The sequence below is a fragment of the Shewanella sp. SR44-3 genome, assembly GCF_014163735.1.
Taxonomy (GTDB): Bacteria; Pseudomonadota; Gammaproteobacteria; order Enterobacterales; family Shewanellaceae; genus Shewanella.
Map to the genome: position 1 here is coordinate 16,287 of NZ_JACJDV010000010.1, position 21,537 is coordinate 37,823.

17 protein-coding genes and 1 other annotated feature are annotated in these 21,537 nt (G+C 43.8%); of the genes, 10 read left to right on the plus strand and 7 right to left on the minus strand.

The genetic code is table 11. From position 1 onward, the window contains the following. Nucleotides 1–141: 141 nt before the first annotated feature. Nucleotides 142–258 (plus strand) — a sequence feature (Thr leader region). Nucleotides 259–315: 57 nt separating this feature from the next. The 4 genes from thrA to H5073_RS07635 all read left to right on the plus strand — a co-directional run bounded on the left by thrA (nucleotide 316) and on the right by H5073_RS07635 (nucleotide 5,978). Further along, nucleotides 316–2,793, plus strand: a complete 2,478-nt coding sequence (gene thrA, locus H5073_RS07620) for a bifunctional aspartate kinase/homoserine dehydrogenase I (RefSeq protein WP_182678547.1) — start codon at nucleotides 316–318, stop codon at nucleotides 2,791–2,793. 2 nt (nucleotides 2,794–2,795) lie between these two features. Then, nucleotides 2,796–3,782, plus strand: a complete 987-nt coding sequence (gene thrB / locus H5073_RS07625; protein WP_182678549.1) for a homoserine kinase — start codon at nucleotides 2,796–2,798, stop codon at nucleotides 3,780–3,782. 106 nt (nucleotides 3,783–3,888) lie between these two features. Further along, nucleotides 3,889–5,169, plus strand: coding sequence for a threonine synthase (thrC, locus tag H5073_RS07630; protein ID WP_182678551.1), 1,281 nt, complete (start codon nucleotides 3,889–3,891; stop codon nucleotides 5,167–5,169). 248 nt (nucleotides 5,170–5,417) lie between these two features. Then, nucleotides 5,418–5,978, plus strand: a complete 561-nt coding sequence (locus H5073_RS07635; protein ID WP_182678553.1) for a hemerythrin domain-containing protein — start codon at nucleotides 5,418–5,420, stop codon at nucleotides 5,976–5,978. 129 nt (nucleotides 5,979–6,107) lie between these two features. Here H5073_RS07635 and H5073_RS07640 read toward each other — a convergent pair whose 3' ends face one another. The 3 genes from H5073_RS07640 to tal form a co-directional block, all read right to left on the minus strand. Beyond that, nucleotides 6,108–6,293, minus strand: a complete 186-nt coding sequence (locus tag H5073_RS07640; RefSeq protein WP_182678555.1) for a DUF3545 family protein — start codon at nucleotides 6,291–6,293, stop codon at nucleotides 6,108–6,110. 178 nt (nucleotides 6,294–6,471) lie between these two features. Continuing rightward, complete coding sequence (gene pgi, locus H5073_RS07645; RefSeq protein ID WP_182678557.1) at nucleotides 6,472–8,109, minus strand: glucose-6-phosphate isomerase; 1,638 nt, start codon at nucleotides 8,107–8,109, stop codon at nucleotides 6,472–6,474. A 16-nt stretch (nucleotides 8,110–8,125) separates the two neighbouring features. Then, nucleotides 8,126–9,079 (minus strand): transaldolase, encoded by a 954-nt coding sequence (gene tal, locus H5073_RS07650; RefSeq protein WP_182678559.1) that lies wholly within the window; start codon nucleotides 9,077–9,079, stop codon nucleotides 8,126–8,128. Nucleotides 9,080–9,113: 34 nt separating this feature from the next. Between tal and H5073_RS07655 the strand changes: the two genes are divergently transcribed. Next, nucleotides 9,114–9,308 carry a hypothetical protein gene (locus H5073_RS07655; RefSeq protein ID WP_182678561.1) on the plus strand — a complete coding sequence of 65 codons (195 nt, stop codon included), beginning with the start codon at nucleotides 9,114–9,116 and terminating at the stop codon, nucleotides 9,306–9,308. A gap of 89 nt (nucleotides 9,309–9,397) precedes the next feature. Here the strand turns inward: H5073_RS07655 and H5073_RS07660 are convergent, their stop codons facing one another. Beyond that, on the minus strand, nucleotides 9,398–10,516 hold the full coding sequence (locus H5073_RS07660) for an OmpA family protein (protein ID WP_259394849.1): 1,119 nt from the start codon (nucleotides 10,514–10,516) through the stop codon (nucleotides 9,398–9,400). Nucleotides 10,517–10,977: 461 nt separating this feature from the next. After that, nucleotides 10,978–13,344, minus strand: a complete 2,367-nt coding sequence (locus H5073_RS07665; RefSeq protein ID WP_182678565.1) for a phosphoketolase family protein — start codon at nucleotides 13,342–13,344, stop codon at nucleotides 10,978–10,980. Between the two features lie 444 nt (nucleotides 13,345–13,788). Here H5073_RS07665 and H5073_RS07670 point away from each other — a divergent pair, with 444 nt between their 5' ends. Both H5073_RS07670 and yaaA read left to right on the plus strand, forming a co-directional pair. Further along, entirely contained in the window at nucleotides 13,789–15,225 is a 1,437-nt protein-coding gene (locus H5073_RS07670) for a sodium:alanine symporter family protein (protein ID WP_182678567.1), read from the plus strand. Nucleotides 15,226–15,323: 98 nt separating this feature from the next. After that, nucleotides 15,324–16,100 (plus strand): peroxide stress protein YaaA, encoded by a 777-nt coding sequence (gene yaaA, locus H5073_RS07675; RefSeq protein WP_182678569.1) that lies wholly within the window; start codon nucleotides 15,324–15,326, stop codon nucleotides 16,098–16,100. 120 nt (nucleotides 16,101–16,220) lie between these two features. On the opposite strand, the gene H5073_RS07680 is transcribed toward yaaA, so the two are convergent. Next, complete coding sequence (locus H5073_RS07680) at nucleotides 16,221–17,666, minus strand: M20/M25/M40 family metallo-hydrolase (RefSeq protein ID WP_182678571.1); 1,446 nt, start codon at nucleotides 17,664–17,666, stop codon at nucleotides 16,221–16,223. 146 nt (nucleotides 17,667–17,812) lie between these two features. Here H5073_RS07680 and H5073_RS07685 point away from each other — a divergent pair, with 146 nt between their 5' ends. Next, entirely contained in the window at nucleotides 17,813–18,109 is a 297-nt protein-coding gene (locus H5073_RS07685) for a metalloregulator ArsR/SmtB family transcription factor (protein ID WP_182678573.1), read from the plus strand. A gap of 314 nt (nucleotides 18,110–18,423) precedes the next feature. Here the strand turns inward: H5073_RS07685 and rpsT are convergent, their stop codons facing one another. Further along, complete coding sequence (gene rpsT / locus H5073_RS07690) at nucleotides 18,424–18,690, minus strand: 30S ribosomal protein S20 (protein ID WP_182678575.1); 267 nt, start codon at nucleotides 18,688–18,690, stop codon at nucleotides 18,424–18,426. A gap of 261 nt (nucleotides 18,691–18,951) precedes the next feature. Here rpsT and murJ point away from each other — a divergent pair, with 261 nt between their 5' ends. Beyond that, nucleotides 18,952–20,511 (plus strand): murein biosynthesis integral membrane protein MurJ, encoded by a 1,560-nt coding sequence (gene murJ, locus H5073_RS07695; RefSeq protein WP_182678577.1) that lies wholly within the window; start codon nucleotides 18,952–18,954, stop codon nucleotides 20,509–20,511. 73 nt (nucleotides 20,512–20,584) lie between these two features. Continuing rightward, the gene (gene ribF / locus H5073_RS07700; RefSeq protein WP_182678579.1) at nucleotides 20,585–21,520 is read left to right on the plus strand and encodes a bifunctional riboflavin kinase/FAD synthetase; all 936 of its coding nucleotides are present in this window, start codon (nucleotides 20,585–20,587) and stop codon (nucleotides 21,518–21,520) included. Nucleotides 21,521–21,537 lie beyond the last annotated feature (17 nt).

The window sequence follows — 21,537 nt, forward strand, 5'->3', positions numbered from 1 at the left end:
CAAGTCAGTGCTAAAAAAGCAATTCTGTTAACAAGAGGTAGCGCAAGGGTTAATTCTATTAGCTCATAGTCGGTCAGTAATAATATGACCTTTATTCATTTAGCCAAGGTGTACATGCAATGATCACGAGCCATACTCAGAGTATTACTCTTATCACCACCATTACAACCACCACAATCAATATTGTGGGGGCGGGCTAGCGCACCTAAAAGATTTATAAAAAAAGCCCGCTTCCCACAAGAAGCGGGCTTTTTTGTTTTTGGTTCTACACGATATTTAACGAATTGAGCAAAGTACAGGCAAAGGGAATACAAGATGAAGGTAATGAAATTCGGCGGAACATCGCTAGCAAACTGGTCACGTTTTTCAATGGCGGCCGATATCATTATCGCTGCGGCTCAGCTTGAGGCGGTTGCAACCGTGCTTTCAGCCCCAGCAACTGTCACGAATGCGTTATTGGAAATCGCTGATCTTGCAGTTAATAAAAAAGATTTTACGCCTGTGATTAAGCATATCGAAACCGTGTTTGATGAATTGTATCAAGGTGCAGCCTCTGAGCTAGCACCAGCGCAGCAAGCATTGTTAGCGCAGCAGTTTCAAATCCAAGTTGAGCAGTGGCAGGATAAACTTAATGGCATAGGGCTGCTGGGGGAATGTCCGGATAGCGTGCGGGCGCAAATCGTAGTGTCTGGTGAGCGATTATCCGCAGCTTTAATGCAACAAGTGTTACTCGGCAGAAACGTCACAGCGGGGCTTTTAGATCCTGTGGCACTGTTTGTCGCCCACGGTGAAGTCTTAGAGTCTGTGGTGGACATAGGTGTGAGTAAGCCTAGGTTTGCCGCATTATCTTTAGACAGCAATAAAGTATGGGTGATGCCAGGCTTTACCGCAGCCGATGCGAAAGGCCGAGTGGTTACCTTAGGGCGTAATGGTTCAGATTATTCGGCTGCGGTGCTCGCGGCATGTTTAGATGCCAGCTGCTGTGAGATTTGGACAGATGTTGATGGCATTTATAATACCGACCCTAGGGTTGTCCATGATGCCAAATTGCTGACGCAACTCAGCTATCAAGAGGCGATGGAGCTGTCTTATTTTGGCGCCAAGGTATTACACCCAAAAACCATAGCGCCCATAGCGCAATATCATATTCCTTGTTATATCAAAAATAGCTTTAACCCCAGCGCCCCAGGCAGCTTAGTCTCTAATGATGAAGATAGGACAGGCTTACAGGTTAAAGCGATTTCAAATCTTGATCATCAAACTATGTTTAATGTCTCAGGACCTGGCATGAAAGGCATGGTGGGAATGGCAAGTCGTACTTTAGCAGCCATTTCAAGAAGTGGTATTTCAGTATCCCTTATCACTCAAAGTTCGTCTGAATACTCCATAAGCTTTTGCGTTGCTACCAGTGAAGCACAAAAAGCCAAGTGGGCTTTAGAGCAGGAGTTTGAACTTGAAATTAAAAGCGAGCTTCTTGAACCGATAGAGCTAAGGCAGGGGCTTGCGATAGTGTCGTTAATTGGTGATGGCATGAAGACTCATAAAGGCGTGGCAGCTAAATTTTTCAGCGCGCTGGCAAAGGCGAGTGTAAATATTATCGCGATTGCTCAAGGCTCTTCTGAGCGCTCGATTTCAACAGTGATAGAGCAAGCAAAAACCAAACATGCTGTGTGTGCTTGTCATCAGGCATTTTTCGATGTTCAGCAATATTTAGATGTATTTCTTGTGGGTTGTGGCAATGTTGGTGCAGGCTTACTTGAGCAAATTAACCAGCAAGAGGAGTTCTTAAAAGAGCAGCATATTAGCATTCGAGTCTGTGGTATTGCGAACTCTCGAAAAATGCTGCTAGACAGCACAGGTCTTAAGCTTGATGAGTGGCGTAGCGTGTTAGCTGACGACAATTCACCGCAACGTCATGATTTTGAGTTAGCCAAATTGCTTGAGTGGGCTAAAGATCAGCAGTTATTAACCCCTGTGCTGGTCGATTGCACAGCGAACGATGAGATTGCCGACAGTTACTTAGATGCCATGAATGCAGGTTTTCATGTGGTGACGCCGAACAAAAAAGCTAATACACGTGACTATGAGTACTATCAATCGCTTCGCAAAACGGCATTGTCCCAACGTCGTCAATTTCTTTATGAAACCACAGTAGGCGCGGGCTTACCTGTTATCGATAACCTAAAAAAGCTACTCTGCGCCGGTGATAAACTGATCAAGTTTAACGGCATATTATCTGGCTCGTTATCTTATATTTTCGGCATGCTAGATGAAGGTATGAGCTTATCAGATGCCACTAAAATAGCCCGTGATAAATGCTTTACAGAACCCGATCCTCGTGAAGATTTAAGCGGCATGGATGTGGCGCGTAAAGTGCTTATTCTCGCAAGAGAGGTGGGTATGGTGTTATCACTTGATGACATTCAGGTTGAATCTGTACTGCCAAGCGACTTTGATGACTCTGGCGATGTGGCAGACTTTATGGCGCGCCTGCCATCATTAGATGCTCATATCGCGGCCAAGGTCGAAGCGGCAAAACGTGAAGGTAAAGTATTGCGTTATGTTGGCCAAATTGAGCAAGGTCAGTGTTATGTGCGTATTATTGCCGTGGATGCCAAGGATCCGCTTTACAGCGTTAAAGGCGGCGAGAACGCATTGGCATTTTATAGTCGTTACTATCAACCGATCCCCTTCGTACTTCGAGGGTATGGCGCAGGCACAGATGTCACTGCTGCAGGGGTGTTTGCCGACATGCTTAGAACTGTGAATTGGACTCGTGAAGTGGATTTATAATTATGATAAGTAATAAAAAAGCGCCATTAACCGTTTATGCGCCAGCGTCCATGGGCAATGTTGGCGTCGGATTTGATTTATTGGGGGCGGCGCTTGCCCCAATTGATGGTAGTTTACTGGGCGATAAAGTCAGGATCAGTGAATCCCAAGGTGGTAATTTAGCCGAGGGTTTATCCAACACTAAGGGTGAGGTGATCTTTAGTCAAACAGGAATATGGTGCCATAAACTACCCTCGAACCCTGAGGATAATATTGTTTATCAGTGTGCGCGGTTTTTCTTGGAAAAACTTGGGCTTCATACTGACATCGCAGTTAATTTAGAGAAAAACCTGCCGGTGGGAAGTGGCCTCGGCTCCAGCGCAAGCTCTGTGGTTGCCGCCCTCTATGGCTTGAATGAATATTTTGACTCACCGTTTGGGACTCAAGCACTATTGCAATTAATGGGGGAGTTTGAAGGCAAAATCTCTGGTAGCGTTCATTATGATAACGTAGCGCCAAGTTACCTTGGGGGCATGCAATTAATGCTAGATAGCCCTACTGAGCTTTGCGCAGCGATACCGCACTTTAAGCACTGGTATTGGCTGGTGGCGTATCCCGGGGTTTCATTGTCCACCGCTAAGATGCGGGCGTTACTGCCGGCACAATATGATAAAGCCGTCACCATAGATTTTGGCCGGCACTTAAGTGCGTTTGTGCATGCCAGTTACAGTCAAAACCCTAAACTTGCCATTGAGATCTTAAAAGATGTGCTGGCAGAGCCTTACCGCAAGGATGCTATTCCAGGTTACATACAAGCCTGCAGCGCATTAACTGAGCTTGGCATGTTAACCACAGGAATTTCAGGCAGTGGCCCTACCTTATTCAGTATTACAGATGATATTGCGGTGGCCGAGCAAGCCAAAGTTTGGTTAGCTCAGCATTATGTGAGCCAAAGTGGCGGTTTTGTGCATATTTGCCGCATTGATGAGCTAGGGGCCAGACGGGTTTAGCACTGGGACTATGTAGCTTTAACCATAATTAAACGATAAAAAATGACGAGCGCTGAGATTAAGCATTGATTGGCGTAAAGCCACAGAAAAAGATAAAGGCATCACCATGGAATTATATAATTTAAAGCATGTATCAGAGCGAGTTAACTTCAGCCAAGCGCTGCAATTAGGCTTAGGTAAGGATAGAGGGCTATTTTTCCCAACGAAGATCCCAAAGCTTGATGATATGAATGAGTTATTAGCGCTGCCTTTTGTGGCCCGTTGTAAGAAAATTATCGGTGCTTGGCTTAGGGATGAATTAGGTCAGGCTCAAGTTGATAGGTTAGTGGATAACGCATTTGATTTCTCGCTACCCTTAACTCGGGTGGATGAAAATCGGGCTTGCCTTGAACTTTTTCATGGTCCAACCTTGGCCTTTAAAGACTTTGGTGCACGTTTTATGGCCCAGTGCATTAGCGCCTTAGCTGAGGATAAACGCCTGACTATTTTAACGGCGACATCAGGGGATACTGGCGCCGCTGTGGCCGATGCCTTTTTCGGTCTTGATAAAGTCCAAGTGGTGGTGCTTTACCCTAAGGGCAAGATAAGTCTGCTGCAGGAGAAGATGTTTACTACCTTGGGTAAAAACATCCACACCATAGCGGTAGAGTCAGATTTTGATGCCTGTCAGGATTTAGTTAAGCAGTCTTTTGAAGACGCAGAACTTAGGCAAACACTGGGGCTGAACTCTGCAAACTCTATTAATATAAGCCGTTTGTTAGCGCAGATTTGCTATTACTTTGAAGCGGTTGCCCAAGTAAGGCAATACAGCGATAAAGACATTGTTGTCTCAGTGCCAAGTGGAAACTTTGGTAACCTAACCGCGGGGTTATTTGCTAAAGCCATGGGCTTACCAATTGCGCGCTTTATTGCGGCAACTAACAGCAACGATACCGTGCCACGCTACCTTGTCGAGGGGCAATGGGCCCCTCACACCACGGTAGCGACATTATCTAATGCTATGGACGTCTCAGAGCCGAGTAATTGGCCAAGAGTCGAGGCGATTTGTACTGCAATGGGTTGGCCACTAAGTGTGATAAGTGGTGTGAGGGTAGATGAAGCCCAAACCGCAGCATCATTGGCATCATTAGCAAGCCTAGGTTATCAGTCTGAACCCCATGGGAGTATTGCTGCTCACGGGCTAAGTACGCTTAATGAAAATGAAACGGGAATATTTTTAGGCACGGCCCATCCAGCTAAATTTAAAGATGTGGTTGACCGTTTATTGGGTACAGATTTAGCCTTACCTCCAGCATTGAGCGCCGTTGAAGCTAAAGCCATTCTGTCTGAGCCTCTTAGTGCTAATTTTGAGTTACTTAAGATGCATCTGTTACAGCGGCTAGCTTAAACGTTAGGGCTGGGCCACATAACTTAGGGTTAGAGGCTTTTGACATAGCTAGGCTTTGTCTTAAGCCTAAGTCTTAAGCTAGCAAGCCTCAGCCTTAAATTCATATTCTGTGAATTTCCGCCTTATGGCAAAATAGTCAATAGGAATAGTGCCAGTATCATTATGATCAAAATGCATTTATATGATCTAGATCTGAGCGACTTTTCTTCCTTAGGTTACACTGACTGTTAGGGAGCTAGGAGGGCGTTATGCTTAAACGGTTATTGCAAGATCATAAACACATCTCAATATTACTGGATATCTTAGTCCAGAAGCGTCTACGTCTATTGGCTGGCAGTGGTGTCGACTTCAAGGTGATAAGGGACATAGTCGAGTATATGCAAGTCTATGCTGAGCACAGTCATCATCCGGTAGAAGATATTATCTTTAGTCATTTTGTTGCTAAATCAGTTTCACTGGATAATAAGCTATTCGATGATATGCAGCTTGAAGATGAGCATCATAAGCTCATTGCTGCAAGCCAGAATCTTATGTTCAGTATTAATTTAGTCTTGTCGGATGTTGTGTTATCTAAGGACAAGTTGGTAGCTGATTTAAGTGACTATTTAACCTTGCAACAGCAGCATATGGAATACGAGGAAGGCAGGCTATTTCCATTGTTTGAACAGCATTTAAGTGCTGTAGATTGGCAAGAGATAAATCAGGCTTGTCAGCAAAAGTTGATTGATGATCCGCTATTTAGTCAAACAGACGACGTGTTATTTGAATCCTTAAGGGAATACTTCAGTAATACGGATACGAGCCGCTAAAGCCAATAAAAATGCCACCTAAGGGTGGCATTTTTGTGTCTGTGAAGATCCATCATCAGCACAGAGGAGGGTAAATGATAATACGCAGCTTTTGCTTAAATGTTAATTGTATTTTAGTGTAAGCAAGATTTAGCGCATTGCAGCATCTAAATCATAATCAAAACTGTAGTCCATATCTTGAAGCTCTTTGAGTAAGCGATGCTTGTCCTTGATAGCCTCAATTTCACGCCATTTACGCTTCTTATTCGCCCCCTTACTACGAGTGGGTCTCTCAATAACTTCATCAACGCCAGTACCATAATCTAAACGATCCATGACAACCTCCCTTGTTATATGATGTTTTTCTATGCGATTAAATATCATACTTAGACTATAGGATGCAAGAATTGTGTTTCATAAATGTTAACTTTAGGTGTTATTTATATTATTTTTGGGCATAAAAAAACCAGCCTAAGCTGGTTTTTTAGTCGATAAATCCTGTGGCAGGCTAATTTTACAGCTTGCCTTGTCTGAATAAATTGATCAAAGCATTGCTTGAAGAGTCCAGTTCAGTAGCCTGTTCTTTTGCGCCAATGCGATCTAATACATCATTGCCTAATTGCTTGCCAAGCTCAACGCCCCATTGATCGAAGGAGTTTATTTGCCAAATAGCGCCCTGTACCAAGGTTCTGTGCTCATAGAGTGCGATAAGCGACCCCAAAGTCTGCGGCGTTAGCTTATCCATCAGCAAGGTGTTACTAGGCTTATTGCCTAGCATCACTTTATGCTTAGCAATAAGGGCCTTATCTGCATCACTGGCAGAACTTTGTGCAAGTTCTGCCATTGCTTCTTCAAAGGTTCGACCTTGCATTAAGGCTTGAGTCTGACCAAAGCAGTTAGACGCCAGTTGTGCATGGTGCTCACCTAGCGGATTATGACTTTGCAGCGGCATAATAAAATCCGCAGGAATAAGTGCAGTGCCTTGATGTAACAACTGATGGTAAGCGTGCTGACCATTAGTGCCTTCACCGCCCCAAATCACAGGTCCAGTGCTGTAATCAACTTGCGTGCCGTTTAAGGTCACTGATTTGCCATTACTTTCCATATCTAGCTGTTGGAAATACGCGGGCAAACCCCGTAAATAATGATCATAAGTCAATACCACATGGGATTGAGCACCGTGGAAGTTGGTGTAGAGCACAGACATCAGTGCCATGATCACTGGCATGTTTTGCTCAAGAGGCGCCGCCTTAAAATGCTCATCCATTTGATGAGCACCATCGAGTAGCAAGCGGAAGTTATCCATGCCAATCAATAGTGCAATGGGCAAACCTATGGCTGACCACAAGGAATAACGGCCACCAACCCAATCCCACATAGGGAAAATATTGTCAGCGTCCATGCCAAACTCAGTGGCTTTGGTGACATTGGAGGTCACAGCGACAAAGTGCTTGGCGATATCAGCTTGTGTTGCGCCTTGGTCTAAAAACCACGCTTTAGCACTCATGGTGTTTGTCAGTGTCTCTTGAGTACTAAAAGATTTTGACGACATCACAAATAGTGTGGTTTCAGCATTAAGCAGCTTCAATTTTTCACAAATGGAGCTGGCATCAACATTAGCAACAAAATGACAAGTGATCCCCGCTTTCCAATAAGGACGCAGTGCTTGAGAGACAATTTTAGGGCCTAAGAATGAACCGCCGATGCCAATGCTGACGATGTCAGTAATGTTTTTACCTGTATAACCTAACCACTGACCTTGTTGGACTGAAGCGACAAACTTGGTCATTTTTTCCAAGGTTTGCTGCACTTCAGGGATAATGTTAACCCCATCAACTCTGATATCTTGACCAGCTTTACTGCGAAGGGCAGTATGCAATACTGCCCGCTGCTCTGTGGTGTTGATAATGTCGCCATTAAACATGGCGGCAATGGTATCCGCAAGCTTGGCGTCTTTTGCTAATGCAAATAACTGCTTAAGAGTGGTGTTATCGGCACGATTCTTTGAGTAATCCAAAAAAAGACCGCAGGCGCTCAGGCTCATTTGCTCAAATCTCTGTGGATTTTGAGCAAATAAATCACGCATATGAGGCAGGTTGCTGGCATTGGCAATCAATGCTTGCCAGCTGCTGCTTTGAGTCAGTTGTGTCATGGGAAGCCCCTTAAAACTAAGCCAATTTTGCTTTTAGCATGACTTCAAGTTTACCTTGGTCGATAGCGAAATTACGTATGCCTTCGGCGAGCTTATCAACAGCCATGGCATCTTCATTAAAGTCCCAACGAAACTCAGCTTCACTCATAGGCGCTGGCGCTGGTTTTTGCGTTAGAGCGGGTTTCAATTTTTGCATCACAGGTAGGTCGCTGTTGGCTAACTCTTCTAACAGTGCTGGGCCAATGGTTAAGCGATCGCAACCGGCAAGCTCAATGATTTCACCTGTATTTCTAAAGCTTGCACCCATAACGACAGTATTGTGGCCATGCTGCTTATAGTAGTTGTAAATTTCAGTGACAGAGACAACACCTGGGTCAGTTTCTGCGCTGTAATCTAGACCTGTGTCTTTCTTGTACCAGTCAAGAATACGGCCAACAAAAGGCGATACTAAATAAACACCCGCTTCGGCGCAAGCACGGGCTTGAGCAAAGCTAAATAATAAGGTTAAGTTACAGTTGATGCCTTCTTTTTCAAGCTCTTTGGCGGCGCAAATGCCTTCCCAAGTAGAAGCAAGCTTAATTAAGATACGTGACTTATCAACGCCAGCTTCTTTATATAATTTAATCAGTTTATGAGCTTTATCAATAGACTTTTGCTTGTCAAAAGATAAACGAGCATCGACTTCTGTAGACATACGTCCTGGCACATACTTTAGAATTTCAACACCGATAGTGACTGCAAGCTTGTCACCAGCATCTTCAATTTGCTGTGCAACATCATTGCTTTGGGTTTTTGCCCAAGCAATCGCTTGATCTATGTAAGGTGCGTATTCTGGAATTTGTGAGGCTTTTAGGATCAGTGATGGATTGGTGGTCGCATCTTGCGGCTGATAACGCTTAATCGCTTCGATATCACCGGTGTCGGCAACGATAGTAGTCAGTGATTTAAGCTGTGCGAGTGTGTTAGCCATTGAGAATGTCCTCTGAAAGCAAATGGTATTGGTAATGCTGTTATTAGAAGCGATTTTAGCGCATATTCCAACAATAGTTGTAAAAAAATTACCAAAAGTTAGGCGGTTATTTGTTTTTTGTGCTCGAAACTGTATTTTAGCACCAATTAAGATGTCTAGGGCAGAGGTAATAGTTTTGATGTTATTAAGGCTGCTGGTGAACGCAGGAAGAATGCATGGTGCTGTTTAAGAAAGAAATAAAACAAAAGACAATAAAAAATCGCTGCCTAGGCAGCGATTTTAATAAGGCCGTGGTACTGGCCTAAATTAGGTGGGTAATTAACGTAGTACTACACGCTTCTCTGTACCAGTAACTATCGCTTCGATGCGACGGTTTACACGGTGCGCTTCAGCAGTGTCACCAGACATTTTAGGCTTGGTTACACCATAACCCACAGACTTGATGCGAGTTGTGTTGATTTTGTACTTAGTGGTTAACGCCGTCGCTACGGCATTAGCACGACGCTCAGACAGCAACAGGTTGTAACCTGGCTTACCTACGTTTGACGCGTGACCTTCGATGATCACTGTGTGCTGTGGGTACTTTTCTAGGTGAGACACTAATATCTCAACATCAGCATAAGAACCAGGTTTGATAACAGATGAATCATTATCAAATAGGATACTGCCTAGGTCGTATTTTTCAGTCACGAATTCATACACAGAACAACCTTTAGCATCAACTTTGTGAGTCATAGGTGTGTTAGGGCATTTGTCTAAGTTGTCAGTCACGCCGTCTTTATCAGCATCGCCTGGTATTGCAGGAGCCATTGGTGCCACAGGCGCTGGTTTAGTCTTAGGCTTTGCAGCGGTACCGAAGCGGTAGCTTAACGCTAGACCCCAGTAATTGCTTTCCATTGACAGTGTATCCCACTGTTTTTCGTTTAGTGTTTCATAACGACGGTATTTAGCTTGTAGTGCTAAGTTGTCGGTAAAGTTATACCCCACGCCCACACCAACGTAAGGTGCTACGCCGTTGTCGCTATAATATTCACTGCCCGCTTGTTTTTTGTTTGACAATAGGTAATTGAAGGCACCAGCTTCTGCTGTGATGCTCCAGTTGTTGGCCAGTGGAATGCGAGTCACTAAGCCTAGTGATGCGCCGCGTGCGCCCACATCGTGTGATTTGTTGCTGTAGTCAGTCCAATCGGCACGACCTAGATCGCGATAACCCAATTCAAGACCAAAATATTCGTTGAACATGTAGCCACCAAACACATCCCATGCATAGGGATCGTCTTTGCCACAGGTCTTCATGGTTTTTAGGTCACAACTTGGTTCGTAGTTGTTTACACCGACGCCAGTACCAACATACCAAGGTGTGAGTTCTTCTGCTGCACTTGCGGCAAAAGGTAACATTGAGGTGAGTAATACTACTTTTAATGTGTTCTTCATCATGTGTAAGTCCATTGTTATTTTACTCCACCAGTATGCCGCTCTCTTGTTATTGCAAGTCGAATCGGCATTGCCAACACTTATTGTGGTGATTCTTATCTCTTGTAGTTGGCGACGCGGATTATGGTTGTAAAAACAATCAATTTCCAGTGTTTGAAAGACTTTTATTTGTCATTTGTCAAAAAAATACCGTAACTAAGCTATTGATTTAATTTTTTGCGTGTGCTCTATATTTGATAGCTTTTCAAGCTGCGTCAGTGTTTAACTAGCTTAAAAAGTTGTGAAGCGGCGGAGAGTACTACCTGTGTGTCATAAATCAGCTGAAAGCATGGACGCATCTGATTTTAGTTTGGAGAATTATTAGCACATAAAAAATGCGCCCATTGATGGGCGCATTGTTATTGATGAGAAGGATAGCTCTTTAAAAGGTTAATTAAGCGATCCGTTTCTTAGAGTCGTTAACCTTAGCGAGTCCATACCCAGTTTTCGATTGATTCAGGATCTACACCGTTTGCTTTAATGTAGTTCTTGTGGTCAACCAAGCGTTGTAGCATGTCCGTTGTCAATCCAACATGCTGTGATTCATCGATCACGCCTTGTTGGAATAACTTGTATGCCATATCAATCACTAGGTGGTAGCGAGAAGTACCGTTACGCACGCCCATATCAAATGGCGTTGTAGTTGAACCTTCTTCTTCATAACCTTTGATGCGGAAACGACGGTTACCTTTATAATCAAATACTAGCTTTTTGATGGTGTTTGGGTAGCCATGGTAGTTAAATACCACGCCTTTATCTTCAGTGAAGACTTCATCCATCATCCAAGGCTTGCTTTGGAACTTAAGGCTACCTAGACCGCTGCTGTGAAGTTCTGACACACTCACAAAGCGGATACGTACTCTTGGTAAAATCTCACGAATTAGCACTAGTGATGCCATACATTCTTGAGTCGCGTAATCACCACAACCAGCAAGTACTACATCTGGGTTTTCATCAGAAGCGAAATCCCACACCATGATGCCATCTTTTGCTTGCTTACGGGCTTCATCCAGTGATAACCACTGTGGAAGAGACTTCTTACCTGCAACGATAATGTTGAGTTTATCGCGGTCAGCATAGGCACGTTCGGTGTAAACCAAGGTGCTGTTAGCATCTGCTGGTAAATAAGCAGAGATAATGTCTGGGTGTTTCTCTAACATAGCGCCTAAGAAAGACGGATTCTGGTGAGAGTAACCGTTATGATCTTGACGTTCTAATAGTGAAGACAATACTACGTTACACGCAGGAATTGGCTTACGGAAATGGATGCCCTGGCTTGCGTGTACATATTTACAGTATTGATCTGCCATTGATGACACAACTTGAGAGAAAGCCTCATAAGTTGGGAACATGCCGTGGCGACCTGTCACTGTGTAACCGTGTAACATACCGAAAAGTAAGTTTTCAGATAGCAGCTCGATGACGCGGCCATCGCGAGACATATCCTCATCCCAGCTCTCAATTGGCCACTGCCAAGCGCGATCTGTTTCTTCAAACACAGCTTGAAGTTGATTTGAATAAGTTTCATCTGGGCTGAAGATGCGCAGATTGCGTTGATCACGGTTCAGTTTGAATGCGTCACGCATCCATTGACCCATTTTCAGCATAGAGTAACCACGTTGGCCCCTTGGAGTCTCTGCACCATAGCCAAGCTTAGTTAGATCTGGGTTGGCAAGCGCACGGACTACTTCACCGCCGTAGCTGAGGCGTTGACGGCCACAACATAAGTCTTTTGGTGGCACTAAGGACAAAATGTCTTTATCAAATACCAATTCGCCAGTTGCAGTCGTTTGTACTAATTCATTGAATTTGTAGCTTGCTAACCACTGATCAAGTGCGTCTAAATGACCTTTGTCTGTGGCACAGTTGTTGACGATAACCTGGTGAGATTCACAGTTACCCTCAAGCTTTTTACCTGCGTATTCAGAAGTACCAGTCCAGCCTTTAGCTGTTCTCATTAAGATCACTGGCCAGCGTGGCTTAACCACATCTTCACCAGAGCGAGCGCGGCGCTGAATGTCGGTGATCATGTCATAAGATAAATCCATGGCTGCAGTCATTTGCTCATAGATATCGGTATCAAGTTCATCATCAACAATGATTGGGTGGTAACCCAGACCACGGAATTCTAAATCAAGTTCTTCATGGCTCATGCGACCCATGCGAGTAGGACCTGAGATTTTGTAACCGTTGATATGTACGATTGGCAATACTGCACCGTTATGCTTAGGAGACACCAAACGGTTTGCATACCAAGATGCTGCAAGTGGGCCTGTTTCAGCTTCACCATCACCAATTAAACAAGCGGCAATAAGGTTAGGGTTATCTAAAACAGAACCCCATGCGACAGACAGTGAGTAACCAAGCTCGCCACCTTCAAGGATTTGGCCTGGAGCTTCTGGGTTCGCGTGTGATGGGTAACCATAAGCTGCTGAGAATTTTTTACAGATATCTTCGATGCCAGTTTCAGTAAATGGGATCGTATCTGGGTAGAAATGGCTTAAAGAGCCTTCCATGAAAAGGTTAGCTTGCACTGCAGGGAAGCCGTGACCAGGACCGACAAGGTAGATGAATTCACGGTTATGCTTAACGATAAGACGGTTTACGTTAGCATAGACAAAGTTGATACCAGGGCATGTTCCCCAGTGACCTAGTAGTCTAGGCTTGATATCTGTGTGCTCAAGCTGACGTTTGTATAGCACGTTTTGCTTAAGGTAAATCTGAGACGTGGCTAAAAAGTTTGTTGCTCTAACATACTTCTTAAGGGCGATAATTTCGTTAGCTTGGGTCATGTTCAGCCTCACTGTTGCAATCAAAGATAATTTCAATCTGATGCTGATAATGTAGTTGTAATTTAATTACGAAAACGTGTCCTCCCTCTAACTTTTCATCATGGCCGCTGAATATTGAAGCTGGCTTATTATGGTTTGCTATCTATTTTGCTGAAATTTAATGAGTTTTTATTTTAAAGCTTCATAATGTCTTATTGATAGAAGATATTCATAATGTGAACTTGATCACGGTGGCAACTTTGGTTAGGGGTAGGAGGTTTGCGCTACAGGCAAAAAAGTTGGTTATTTTTCGTCATTAATTACTGATATTTATTCAAAACTTGCTCTAAGGCCTACTAAGCTTCACAATTGCGACTCTTTCGCGGCATGCCAATAACAGGGTATTGCTGCACAGTTAAGCAATGCTTATATAAGCAAGAGCATTCACAAGGCGGTAGCAAGAATATGTTAGAAACCAGTGTTAATTTTTTAAATAGCTTGCTGTGGGGCAAGTTACTCGTCTATGGCCTAGTGGGTGCAGGATTGTTTTTTACCGTTCGCTTGGGATTTATTCAGATCACGCATTTTGTTCATGGTTTAAAGGTGCTGGCAATTAGTCGCAGGCCAGGCAAACACGGATTATCATCATTTCAAGTTTTCTGTACCAGTATGGCCGCTAGGGTTGGCGCGGGTAATATGGCTGGGGTTGCTGTTGCTATAGGCGCAGCGGGGCCTGGAGCTGTGTTTTGGATGTGGGCTATTGCAGTACTAGGTATGGCAACGGCCATGATTGAGTCCACCTTAGCCCAAATTTATAAAGTCAAAGATGAAGACGGCCAATATCGCGGCGGGCCTGCTTATTATATGGAGAAAGGTTTAGGCCAACGCTGGATGGGTATCTTGTTCTCAGTATTTTTGATCATCGCCTTTGGCTTAGTGTTTAATGCAGTGCAGGCTAATACGATTACCGGTGCTATGACTCAGGTCTTTGGTTTTGAACCTTTGTATGTGGGTATTGCGATTGTGGGGTTAAGTGCTTATGTCATTATGGGCGGGTTACGTAAAGTCGCTAAAGTATCAGAGTATATAGTACCTGTGATGGCGCTGGCTTATGTTGCCATCGCTTTTGTGGTGGTATTTATGAATTTTGAGCAGTTACCAGCAGTATTTAGTTTAGTGATAAACAGTGCGTTTGGTTGGCAAGAGGCGGCTGCGGGCGGCGTGGCCTACAGCGTAGCTCAAGCAATGCAAGCGGGTATTGCGCGAGGATTATTCTCCAATGAAGCTGGGATGGGCAGTGCGGCAAACGTGGCTGCTAGCGCTTCACCTAACCCCAATCATCCTGCATCGCAAGGCTTTGTGCAGATGATGGGGGTATTTTTCGACACTATCGTTATTTGTACTGCAACGGCGGCAATTATTTTACTTTCTGGTGATGTGGCAAGCTCTGGTGATGGTATAGCCAAAACCATTAATGCGCTATCGTCTCATGTGGGTGATTGGGGCGGCGCTTTTATTGCGTTTGCAATTTTGCTGTTTTGTTTTACGTCTATTATCGCTAACTACTCTTATGCTGAAACCAACGTCATGTTTTTGTCGGGTAACAGTAAGAAAGCGTTACCCGTATTTCGCTTAGTTGTACTTGCTATGGTGATGTTTGGTGCTTTAGCTAAAGTTAATTTAGTATGGGATCTTGCGGATGTCTCCATGGGGTTAATGGCAATTGTTAATATTGTGGCTTTGCTATTGCTTTCTGGATTAGCTATTCGGGTTATTAACGATTACCGCGATCAAATTAATGCCGGTAAAGATCCTATCTTTGATGTTAGTGAGTTCCCTGAACTTGACGAGCAACTTGAAGGTACGATTTGGACTGCGTCCAAAACTGCTGAAAAGAGTTAAAAGCGCTTAGCTTAATCGAAAAAACCATGCCTAGTTTGCATGGTTTTTTTATGTCAGTTAAGTATCATGGACTAATTGATTTAATTGGAGTAAACCCCATGCTGGTTTTAGTATCACCTGCAAAAACATTGGATTTTGAAAATCCGCCACTAACAACAGAATTCACACAACCGAGCTTGCTTGAACATAGCCAAGTATTGATTGCAGAGTGTCAAAAGTTAACTCCAGTGCAGATTGCATCATTAATGAAAGTCAGCGATAAAATTGCAGGACTCAATGCGGCAAGATTTGCGCAATGGCAGCCTAATTTCACCTTAGGTGAGGCAAAACAAGCCATATTCGCTTTTCGCGGTGATGTGTACACAGGTTTTGATGCTGACAGTTTATCTGCATCGCAGCTGCAGTCAGCACAGACTCATTTACGTATTCTTTCTGGGCTCTATGGTTTGCTTAAACCACTGGATTTGATTTTACCTTACCGTTTAGAAATGGGGACGCGTCTTGTTAACACGAGAGGCACTAACCTGTATGGGTTTTGGGGGCAAATTATCACTGATGAAGTTAACCGCGCTTTAATCGAGCAAGGGGATGACATTATAGTGAATTTGGCTTCAAACGAGTATTTTAAAGCGGTAAAAGAAAAATCACTTAAGGGACGATTAATCACGCCAGTATTTAAAGATTGCAAAAACGGTCAATATAAAGTCATTAGTTTTTATGCGAAAAAAGCGCGCGGTTTAATGGCCAGATTTATTGTTGAGCAGCAGCCAAAAGAGTTAGCTGCGCTGCTAAGCTTTGATCTTGAGGGTTACTATTACAGTGATGCCCAGTCGACAGCATCAAGCCCTGTGTTTTTAAGGGATGAGCAAGCGTAATTTGCTAAGTTATCCTGAGTTAATAACAATCCTGCCAAATGGCAGGATTGTTATTGGGACTTGTTACTTTGCCTGCATAGCACTTGTTTCAATGGCTCTTATTTACCAAGAGCTGGACTATTATTCTTCCAATCCTGTCTTATTGACGGGTCTTAAATCAAGTTCTGATTGAGCCATCATGTAGGCAAATTGCGCATAGGCCGCGACATTTTGTGCCAATGACTTTGGATCAATTTTATCTAAGGTGTCATTTGGGGTGTGATGATAATCGAAGTAGTCATTACCATCTTGGCGTAAGGAGGCCACTGGTACGCCTAAGGCTGGCAGAATAGACACATCTGGGCCACCACTGGCTTCATTAGTGCCTAAAGCAACACCATTACGTATCATGGCTGAATGCTCAAATTTTACTTTCTCGAATACGCTTGGGTGTACATTGAAATCGATTTGATAGATTTTTCCTGCGCCAAAATCAGACTCAGCAGCAACGTAATGCAGCTCCATCTCATCCTTATGTTGCTCGGCGTAAGCTTTTGCACCGATTAAACCAAGTTCTTCAGCGGCAAAAAGCACTACACGTATGGTTCTAGCGGGGCGTTCGGGCAAATCTTGAATAAGTTTGGCTGCAGCAGTGACGATAGCAACACCAGCTCCATCATCTAGCGCACCTGTACCTTCATCCCAGGAATCTAAATGGGCACCAATAAGCACTATTTCATTAGGTTTACTGCTGCCTCTAACTTCGGCAATGACATTGTAAGAGGTCGCAATCCCCTGATTTTCAGGACTCATGTTTAACGACAGCACCACATTGTTGCTGCGAGTTAACATGGCATTGATAAGATCGGCATCGGGATTTGACATCGCTGCTGCGGGAATTTTTGTGACGTCTTCGTCATAGCGCATCATGCCTGTGTGGGCCATGCGATCGCTATCTGTGCCTATAGAGCGAATAATAATAGCTAGGGCGCCTTTTTGAGCGGCAACGATTGCACCTTTGGAGCGACCGCCAACAGATTCGCCATAACCTTTGCCTGTAATATGGCGTTCAGTCTTGTGGTCGATAAAAACGATTTTACCTTTGATGCGGCCCACTGAGGCAATTTCAAGCTCAGCTAACGATTCAAAACGTACAATTGGTGCCTGTATGCCTTGATCTGGAGTGGCGACACTGCCGCCAAGTGCGGTTATTACTAATGGCTGTTCATAGGGCGCTATTATGCTAGCTTTAGCAAGGCCACGAGACCAAGCTGGCACTTGAACAGATTCCTTGTATACGCGATCAAAACCCATTTTCCAGAGTTTTTCCATGGCCCAATCAACGGCGACTATGTCTTTATCGGTACCAGGAAGACGAGGACCTACTTCAACGGTAAGAGATTCAACTATCTCAAAAGCTCGTGATGAAGATAATGCCTGACGCGCAAGCTCAACACCATTATCGGCATCACGGGACTGATTAATGGCTTGCGGGGCATTGTATACCTTAGGCGCTGAGTATTGTTGGCAGCTGGTTATCAAGCCGAGTGTTAGGCCGGCAATCCAAATATTTTTATGGCGTATCATGAGGTTCCTTGGCATTAATTTGTCAGAATAGGGTGTTGGTCTCACTTTTGAACACAATCTAACAAAAAGTGTGCTGCATGTCGCGATCCTATTTTTAAGTAAACGCTATATTAGTTCAGGGTTCGTATAAGGAGAAAATGCGAAAAATGAATATAGAACTAATGCAGCAACAGGCTGATCACGCAGTTGTGCTGCTAAAAGCACTGGCAAATGAACGAAGGTTGTTTATTTTGTGCCATCTTCTTAATGAAGGCGAAATGTGTGTCGGTGATATGAATAAAAAATTAGGCCTTAGTCAGTCTGCGTTGTCGCAACATTTGGCATGGTTGAGGAAGGATAAACTCGTCTGTACAAGGAAGGAGGCGCAAACGGTTTTTTATTCATTAAAGAGTGATGAAGTGAAGCAGCTTATTTCAGTATTAAGTAATTTATATTGCCATTAAAACTTGGGCTCGCAATGCCGTAAAGTGCGTAAGCGCGAGCGGCATTGTCCTTATTTTTAGTCATTCCACAAGTTCAGATCAGCTAGGCATCTAATGGTCTCGCCATTGCATTCCTTTTACCTGCAATAGCGTATTTATCTAATTCAGTCCTGCATAATGATTAAATTGTCTTCTACAGGCTAACATCCTATCAAGTACTCTTCAGAGCTTTACTCATTCCTAGAAGCCATTAATTTAACTTCTAATTACTTTTACCAAATTTTAGGCAAAAAAAAACCGGCAATGCCGGTTTTTTTAAAGTTAAACATTAAGAATTAAGCAACTAGTGCTTTGATCTTAGCGTTTAAGCGTGACTTTTGACGTGCAGCCTTATTCTTGTGAATAAGACCTTTAGTCGCCATACGGTCAACAATTGGTTGTGCAGCAGCGAACGCTTCTGTAGCCGCTTTATGGTCACCACTTTTGATAGCAGCGATGACTTTTTTCACGTACGTACGTAACATTGAGCGACGGCTAGCGTTATGCTGACGACGCTTTTCAGATTGAAGCGCGCGCTTCTTTGCAGACTTGCTATTAGCCAAGGTGCAACTCCTAAAAACTGGATTTGAGACTTTTAAAGGCCGAGGAATATGCCTGCTATTTGTCACTTTGTCAATGACTTTGATTGCAATATCATCATAAAGATAAATATCTTAATCTAGCGTGCTTATCTTCAACCCAACTCGTGTAAGATGTGGCGCAATTCTAACAGCTCTTAAGGCTGTGTGACAGACTTTGAATCATATTTTTAAGATATATCTGCATTATTGTGTGCTAAGGCATGATTTGCGTCAGGGGGATGTTTGAGTAAAAAGTTAATTAAGTCTGGGATCATAGTTAGTGCTATGACATTGATTTCTCGTGTTTTAGGTCTGGTGCGAGACATAGTTATTGCTAACCTAATGGGCGCGGGTAGCAGTGCTGACGTGTTCTTTTTCGCCAATAAAATCCCCAATTTTTTAAGACGCTTATTTGCTGAAGGTGCCTTTGCTCAAGCTTTCGTGCCAGTATTGACAGAATACCAAGAAAAGAAAACCCCCGAAGAAACCCGTGAGCTGTTAAGCAAGGTGGCAGGCACCTTAGGTTTGCTGGTGACCCTAGTGACTTTATTTGGTGTAATTGGCTCGCCTATTTTAGCCGCACTATTTGGCGGCGGTTGGTTTCTTGACTGGTTAAATGATGGGCCGAACGCTGAAAAGTTCGAATTAGCTTCTTTAATGCTTAAGATTACCTTCCCTTACCTGTGGTTTATTACTTTTACAGCTCTTGCCGGTTCGATTCTAAATACTCGAGGCCGCTTTGCGGTTTCAGCCTTTACGCCGGTATTTTTAAATATCTCAGTAATAGGCTTTGCCTTATACCTGGCACCGCAAATGGAGCAGCCTGAAATCGGTCTTTCTTGGGGGATTTTCTTTGGTGGTTTAATCCAATTCTTGTTTCAAATTCCTTTTTTAATGGGGGAGAAAGCGCTAGTTAAACCCAGCTGGGGCTGGAACCACCCTGGAGTCGTTAAAATTCGTACCTTGATGATCCCGGCACTCTTTGGGGTCTCGGTATCGCAAATTAATTTATTGTTCGATACTTTTATTGCCAGTTTCTTGATGACAGGCTCCATTAGCTGGCTATATTACTCCGACAGATTATTAGAATTTCCCTTAGGGCTTTTTGGTATTGCCATTGCTACAGTGATTTTGCCTGCGCTGTCCCGTAACTTTGTCAATGCCGAAGGTGAGGGCTTTAAGCGCACCATGGATTGGGGAGTGAAAGCCATATTCTTGTTAGGTATGCCGGCGATGTTTGGCTTAGTTGTTTTAGCTAAGCCTATGTTAATGGTGCTATTTATGCGCGGCGCTTTTAGCTTTGAAGACGCGACTATGGCATCTTACAGCTTGATAGCTTATGGCAGTGGTTTGCTTAACTTCATGTTAATAAAAGTATTAGCCCCAGGGTATTACTCTCGGCACGATACTAAAACTCCAGTACGATATGGCATTATTGCTATGGTCAGTAATATGGTGCTTAACCTGATGTTTGCAGTGCCTTTTGGTTACGTAGGGCTAGCGATAGCGACCTCTTTATCAGCCCTGCTCAATGCGGGCCTTTTGTACCGTGGGCTGCATTTACAAAATATTTATAGAATAAGCTCTGAAACATTGATGTTTATTGGCAAGGTAACGGCAGCAACCCTAGCGATGGCTCTGTGTATTTTCTATTTTGGCCCCGCAGAGCAGCAGTGGCTTGATTGGCATACTGGCGAGCGATTAATGGGGTTAAGCATGGTAATTGCTGGCGGCGCCCTAAGTTATTTTATGGTCTTGCTGCTACTTGGAGTGAAACCATGGAAATTGAAAAAGGCCAGCTGATGTGTCAGCCTCGCATCTTAGGCCCATTTGGGTATATAATCTGCCGATTTACGGCAAGCAGTAACCAGACATAATGGAATTGATCCGCGGTATACACAATATTTTACCCTCACACCATGGCTGTGTGCTTACCATAGGTAATTTCGATGGTGTGCACCGTGGCCATGCTCAAGTGATCAATAACTTGGTAAGCAAAGCTCATCATTTTCAATTACCTGCGACGCTGATGACGTTTGAGCCGCAGCCTAGAGAACGTTTCTTAGGCGCAAACGCCCCAGCGCGTTTGAGCTTGCTTAGGGATAAGGTTCGTTTATTGGATGAGTTAGAAGTTGACCGGCTATTGTGTGTGAATTTTACCCATGCATTTGCCTGCCAAGCCGCTGAAGTTTTTATTGAAGATTTATTGGTTAAAAAGCTTGGAGTTAAGTATTTAGTGGTTGGCGATGACTTTTGTTTCGGTAAAGGTCGTCTGGGTAATTTCGATATGCTGCTTGAAGCGGGTAAAAAACACGGTTTTACTGTGGTGAGTACCCAAAGTTTTATGTTAGGTTCTCACAGAGTGAGTTCAACAGCAGTAAGAGAACAACTTGCTGCTGGCAATCTTGAGCAAGCACGGCGTTTATTAGGCCACCCGTTTATGTTAAGTGGCCGCGTGGCTCACGGTAAAAAGATCGGTCGTACTATCGGCTTTCCAACGGCGAATATCGCCATGAAACGTAAGGTAGTACCGGTACGGGGGGTGTTTGCCGTACGTATTTATTGGCAAAATAGCGATATTTATGAAGGGGTTGCTAATGTGGGCTTTAGGCCGACAGTACAAGGGCAAACCTGCCAACTAGAAGTGCATTTGTTTGATTTTGAAGGTGATTTATATGGCAAGCATGTTGAGGTTGAGTTAGTGGCCAAAATACGTGAAGAGCAGCCATTTGAATCTCTGGATGCACTAAAACAACAAATTTTGAATGATGCAAACCAAGCGCGAGCTTTGTTTGGCAATGATGCTAGCTAAGAATACTTAGCTCAAAT

What these genes read in the sequence shown, in the direction of transcription:
- thrA (WP_182678547.1), top strand. Translation starts at nt 316, where the DNA reads ATGAAGGTAATGAAATTCGGCGGAACATCGCTAGCAAACTGGTCACGT.
- thrB (WP_182678549.1), top strand. Translation starts at nt 2,796, where the DNA reads ATGATAAGTAATAAAAAAGCGCCATTAACCGTTTATGCGCCAGCGTCC.
- thrC (WP_182678551.1), top strand. Translation starts at nt 3,889, where the DNA reads ATGGAATTATATAATTTAAAGCATGTATCAGAGCGAGTTAACTTCAGC.
- H5073_RS07635 (WP_182678553.1), top strand. Translation starts at nt 5,418, where the DNA reads ATGCTTAAACGGTTATTGCAAGATCATAAACACATCTCAATATTACTG.
- H5073_RS07640 (WP_182678555.1), bottom strand. Translation starts at nt 6,293, where the DNA reads ATGGATCGTTTAGATTATGGTACTGGCGTTGATGAAGTTATTGAGAGA.
- pgi (WP_182678557.1), bottom strand. Translation starts at nt 8,109, where the DNA reads ATGACACAACTGACTCAAAGCAGCAGCTGGCAAGCATTGATTGCCAAT.
- tal (WP_182678559.1), bottom strand. Translation starts at nt 9,079, where the DNA reads ATGGCTAACACACTCGCACAGCTTAAATCACTGACTACTATCGTTGCC.
- H5073_RS07655 (WP_182678561.1), top strand. Translation starts at nt 9,114, where the DNA reads ATGCTGTTATTAGAAGCGATTTTAGCGCATATTCCAACAATAGTTGTA.
- H5073_RS07660 (WP_259394849.1), bottom strand. Translation starts at nt 10,516, where the DNA reads ATGATGAAGAACACATTAAAAGTAGTATTACTCACCTCAATGTTACCT.
- H5073_RS07665 (WP_182678565.1), bottom strand. Translation starts at nt 13,344, where the DNA reads ATGACCCAAGCTAACGAAATTATCGCCCTTAAGAAGTATGTTAGAGCA.
- H5073_RS07670 (WP_182678567.1), top strand. Translation starts at nt 13,789, where the DNA reads ATGTTAGAAACCAGTGTTAATTTTTTAAATAGCTTGCTGTGGGGCAAG.
- yaaA (WP_182678569.1), top strand. Translation starts at nt 15,324, where the DNA reads ATGCTGGTTTTAGTATCACCTGCAAAAACATTGGATTTTGAAAATCCG.
- H5073_RS07680 (WP_182678571.1), bottom strand. Translation starts at nt 17,666, where the DNA reads ATGATACGCCATAAAAATATTTGGATTGCCGGCCTAACACTCGGCTTG.
- H5073_RS07685 (WP_182678573.1), top strand. Translation starts at nt 17,813, where the DNA reads ATGAATATAGAACTAATGCAGCAACAGGCTGATCACGCAGTTGTGCTG.
- ribF (WP_182678579.1), top strand. Translation starts at nt 20,585, where the DNA reads ATGGAATTGATCCGCGGTATACACAATATTTTACCCTCACACCATGGC.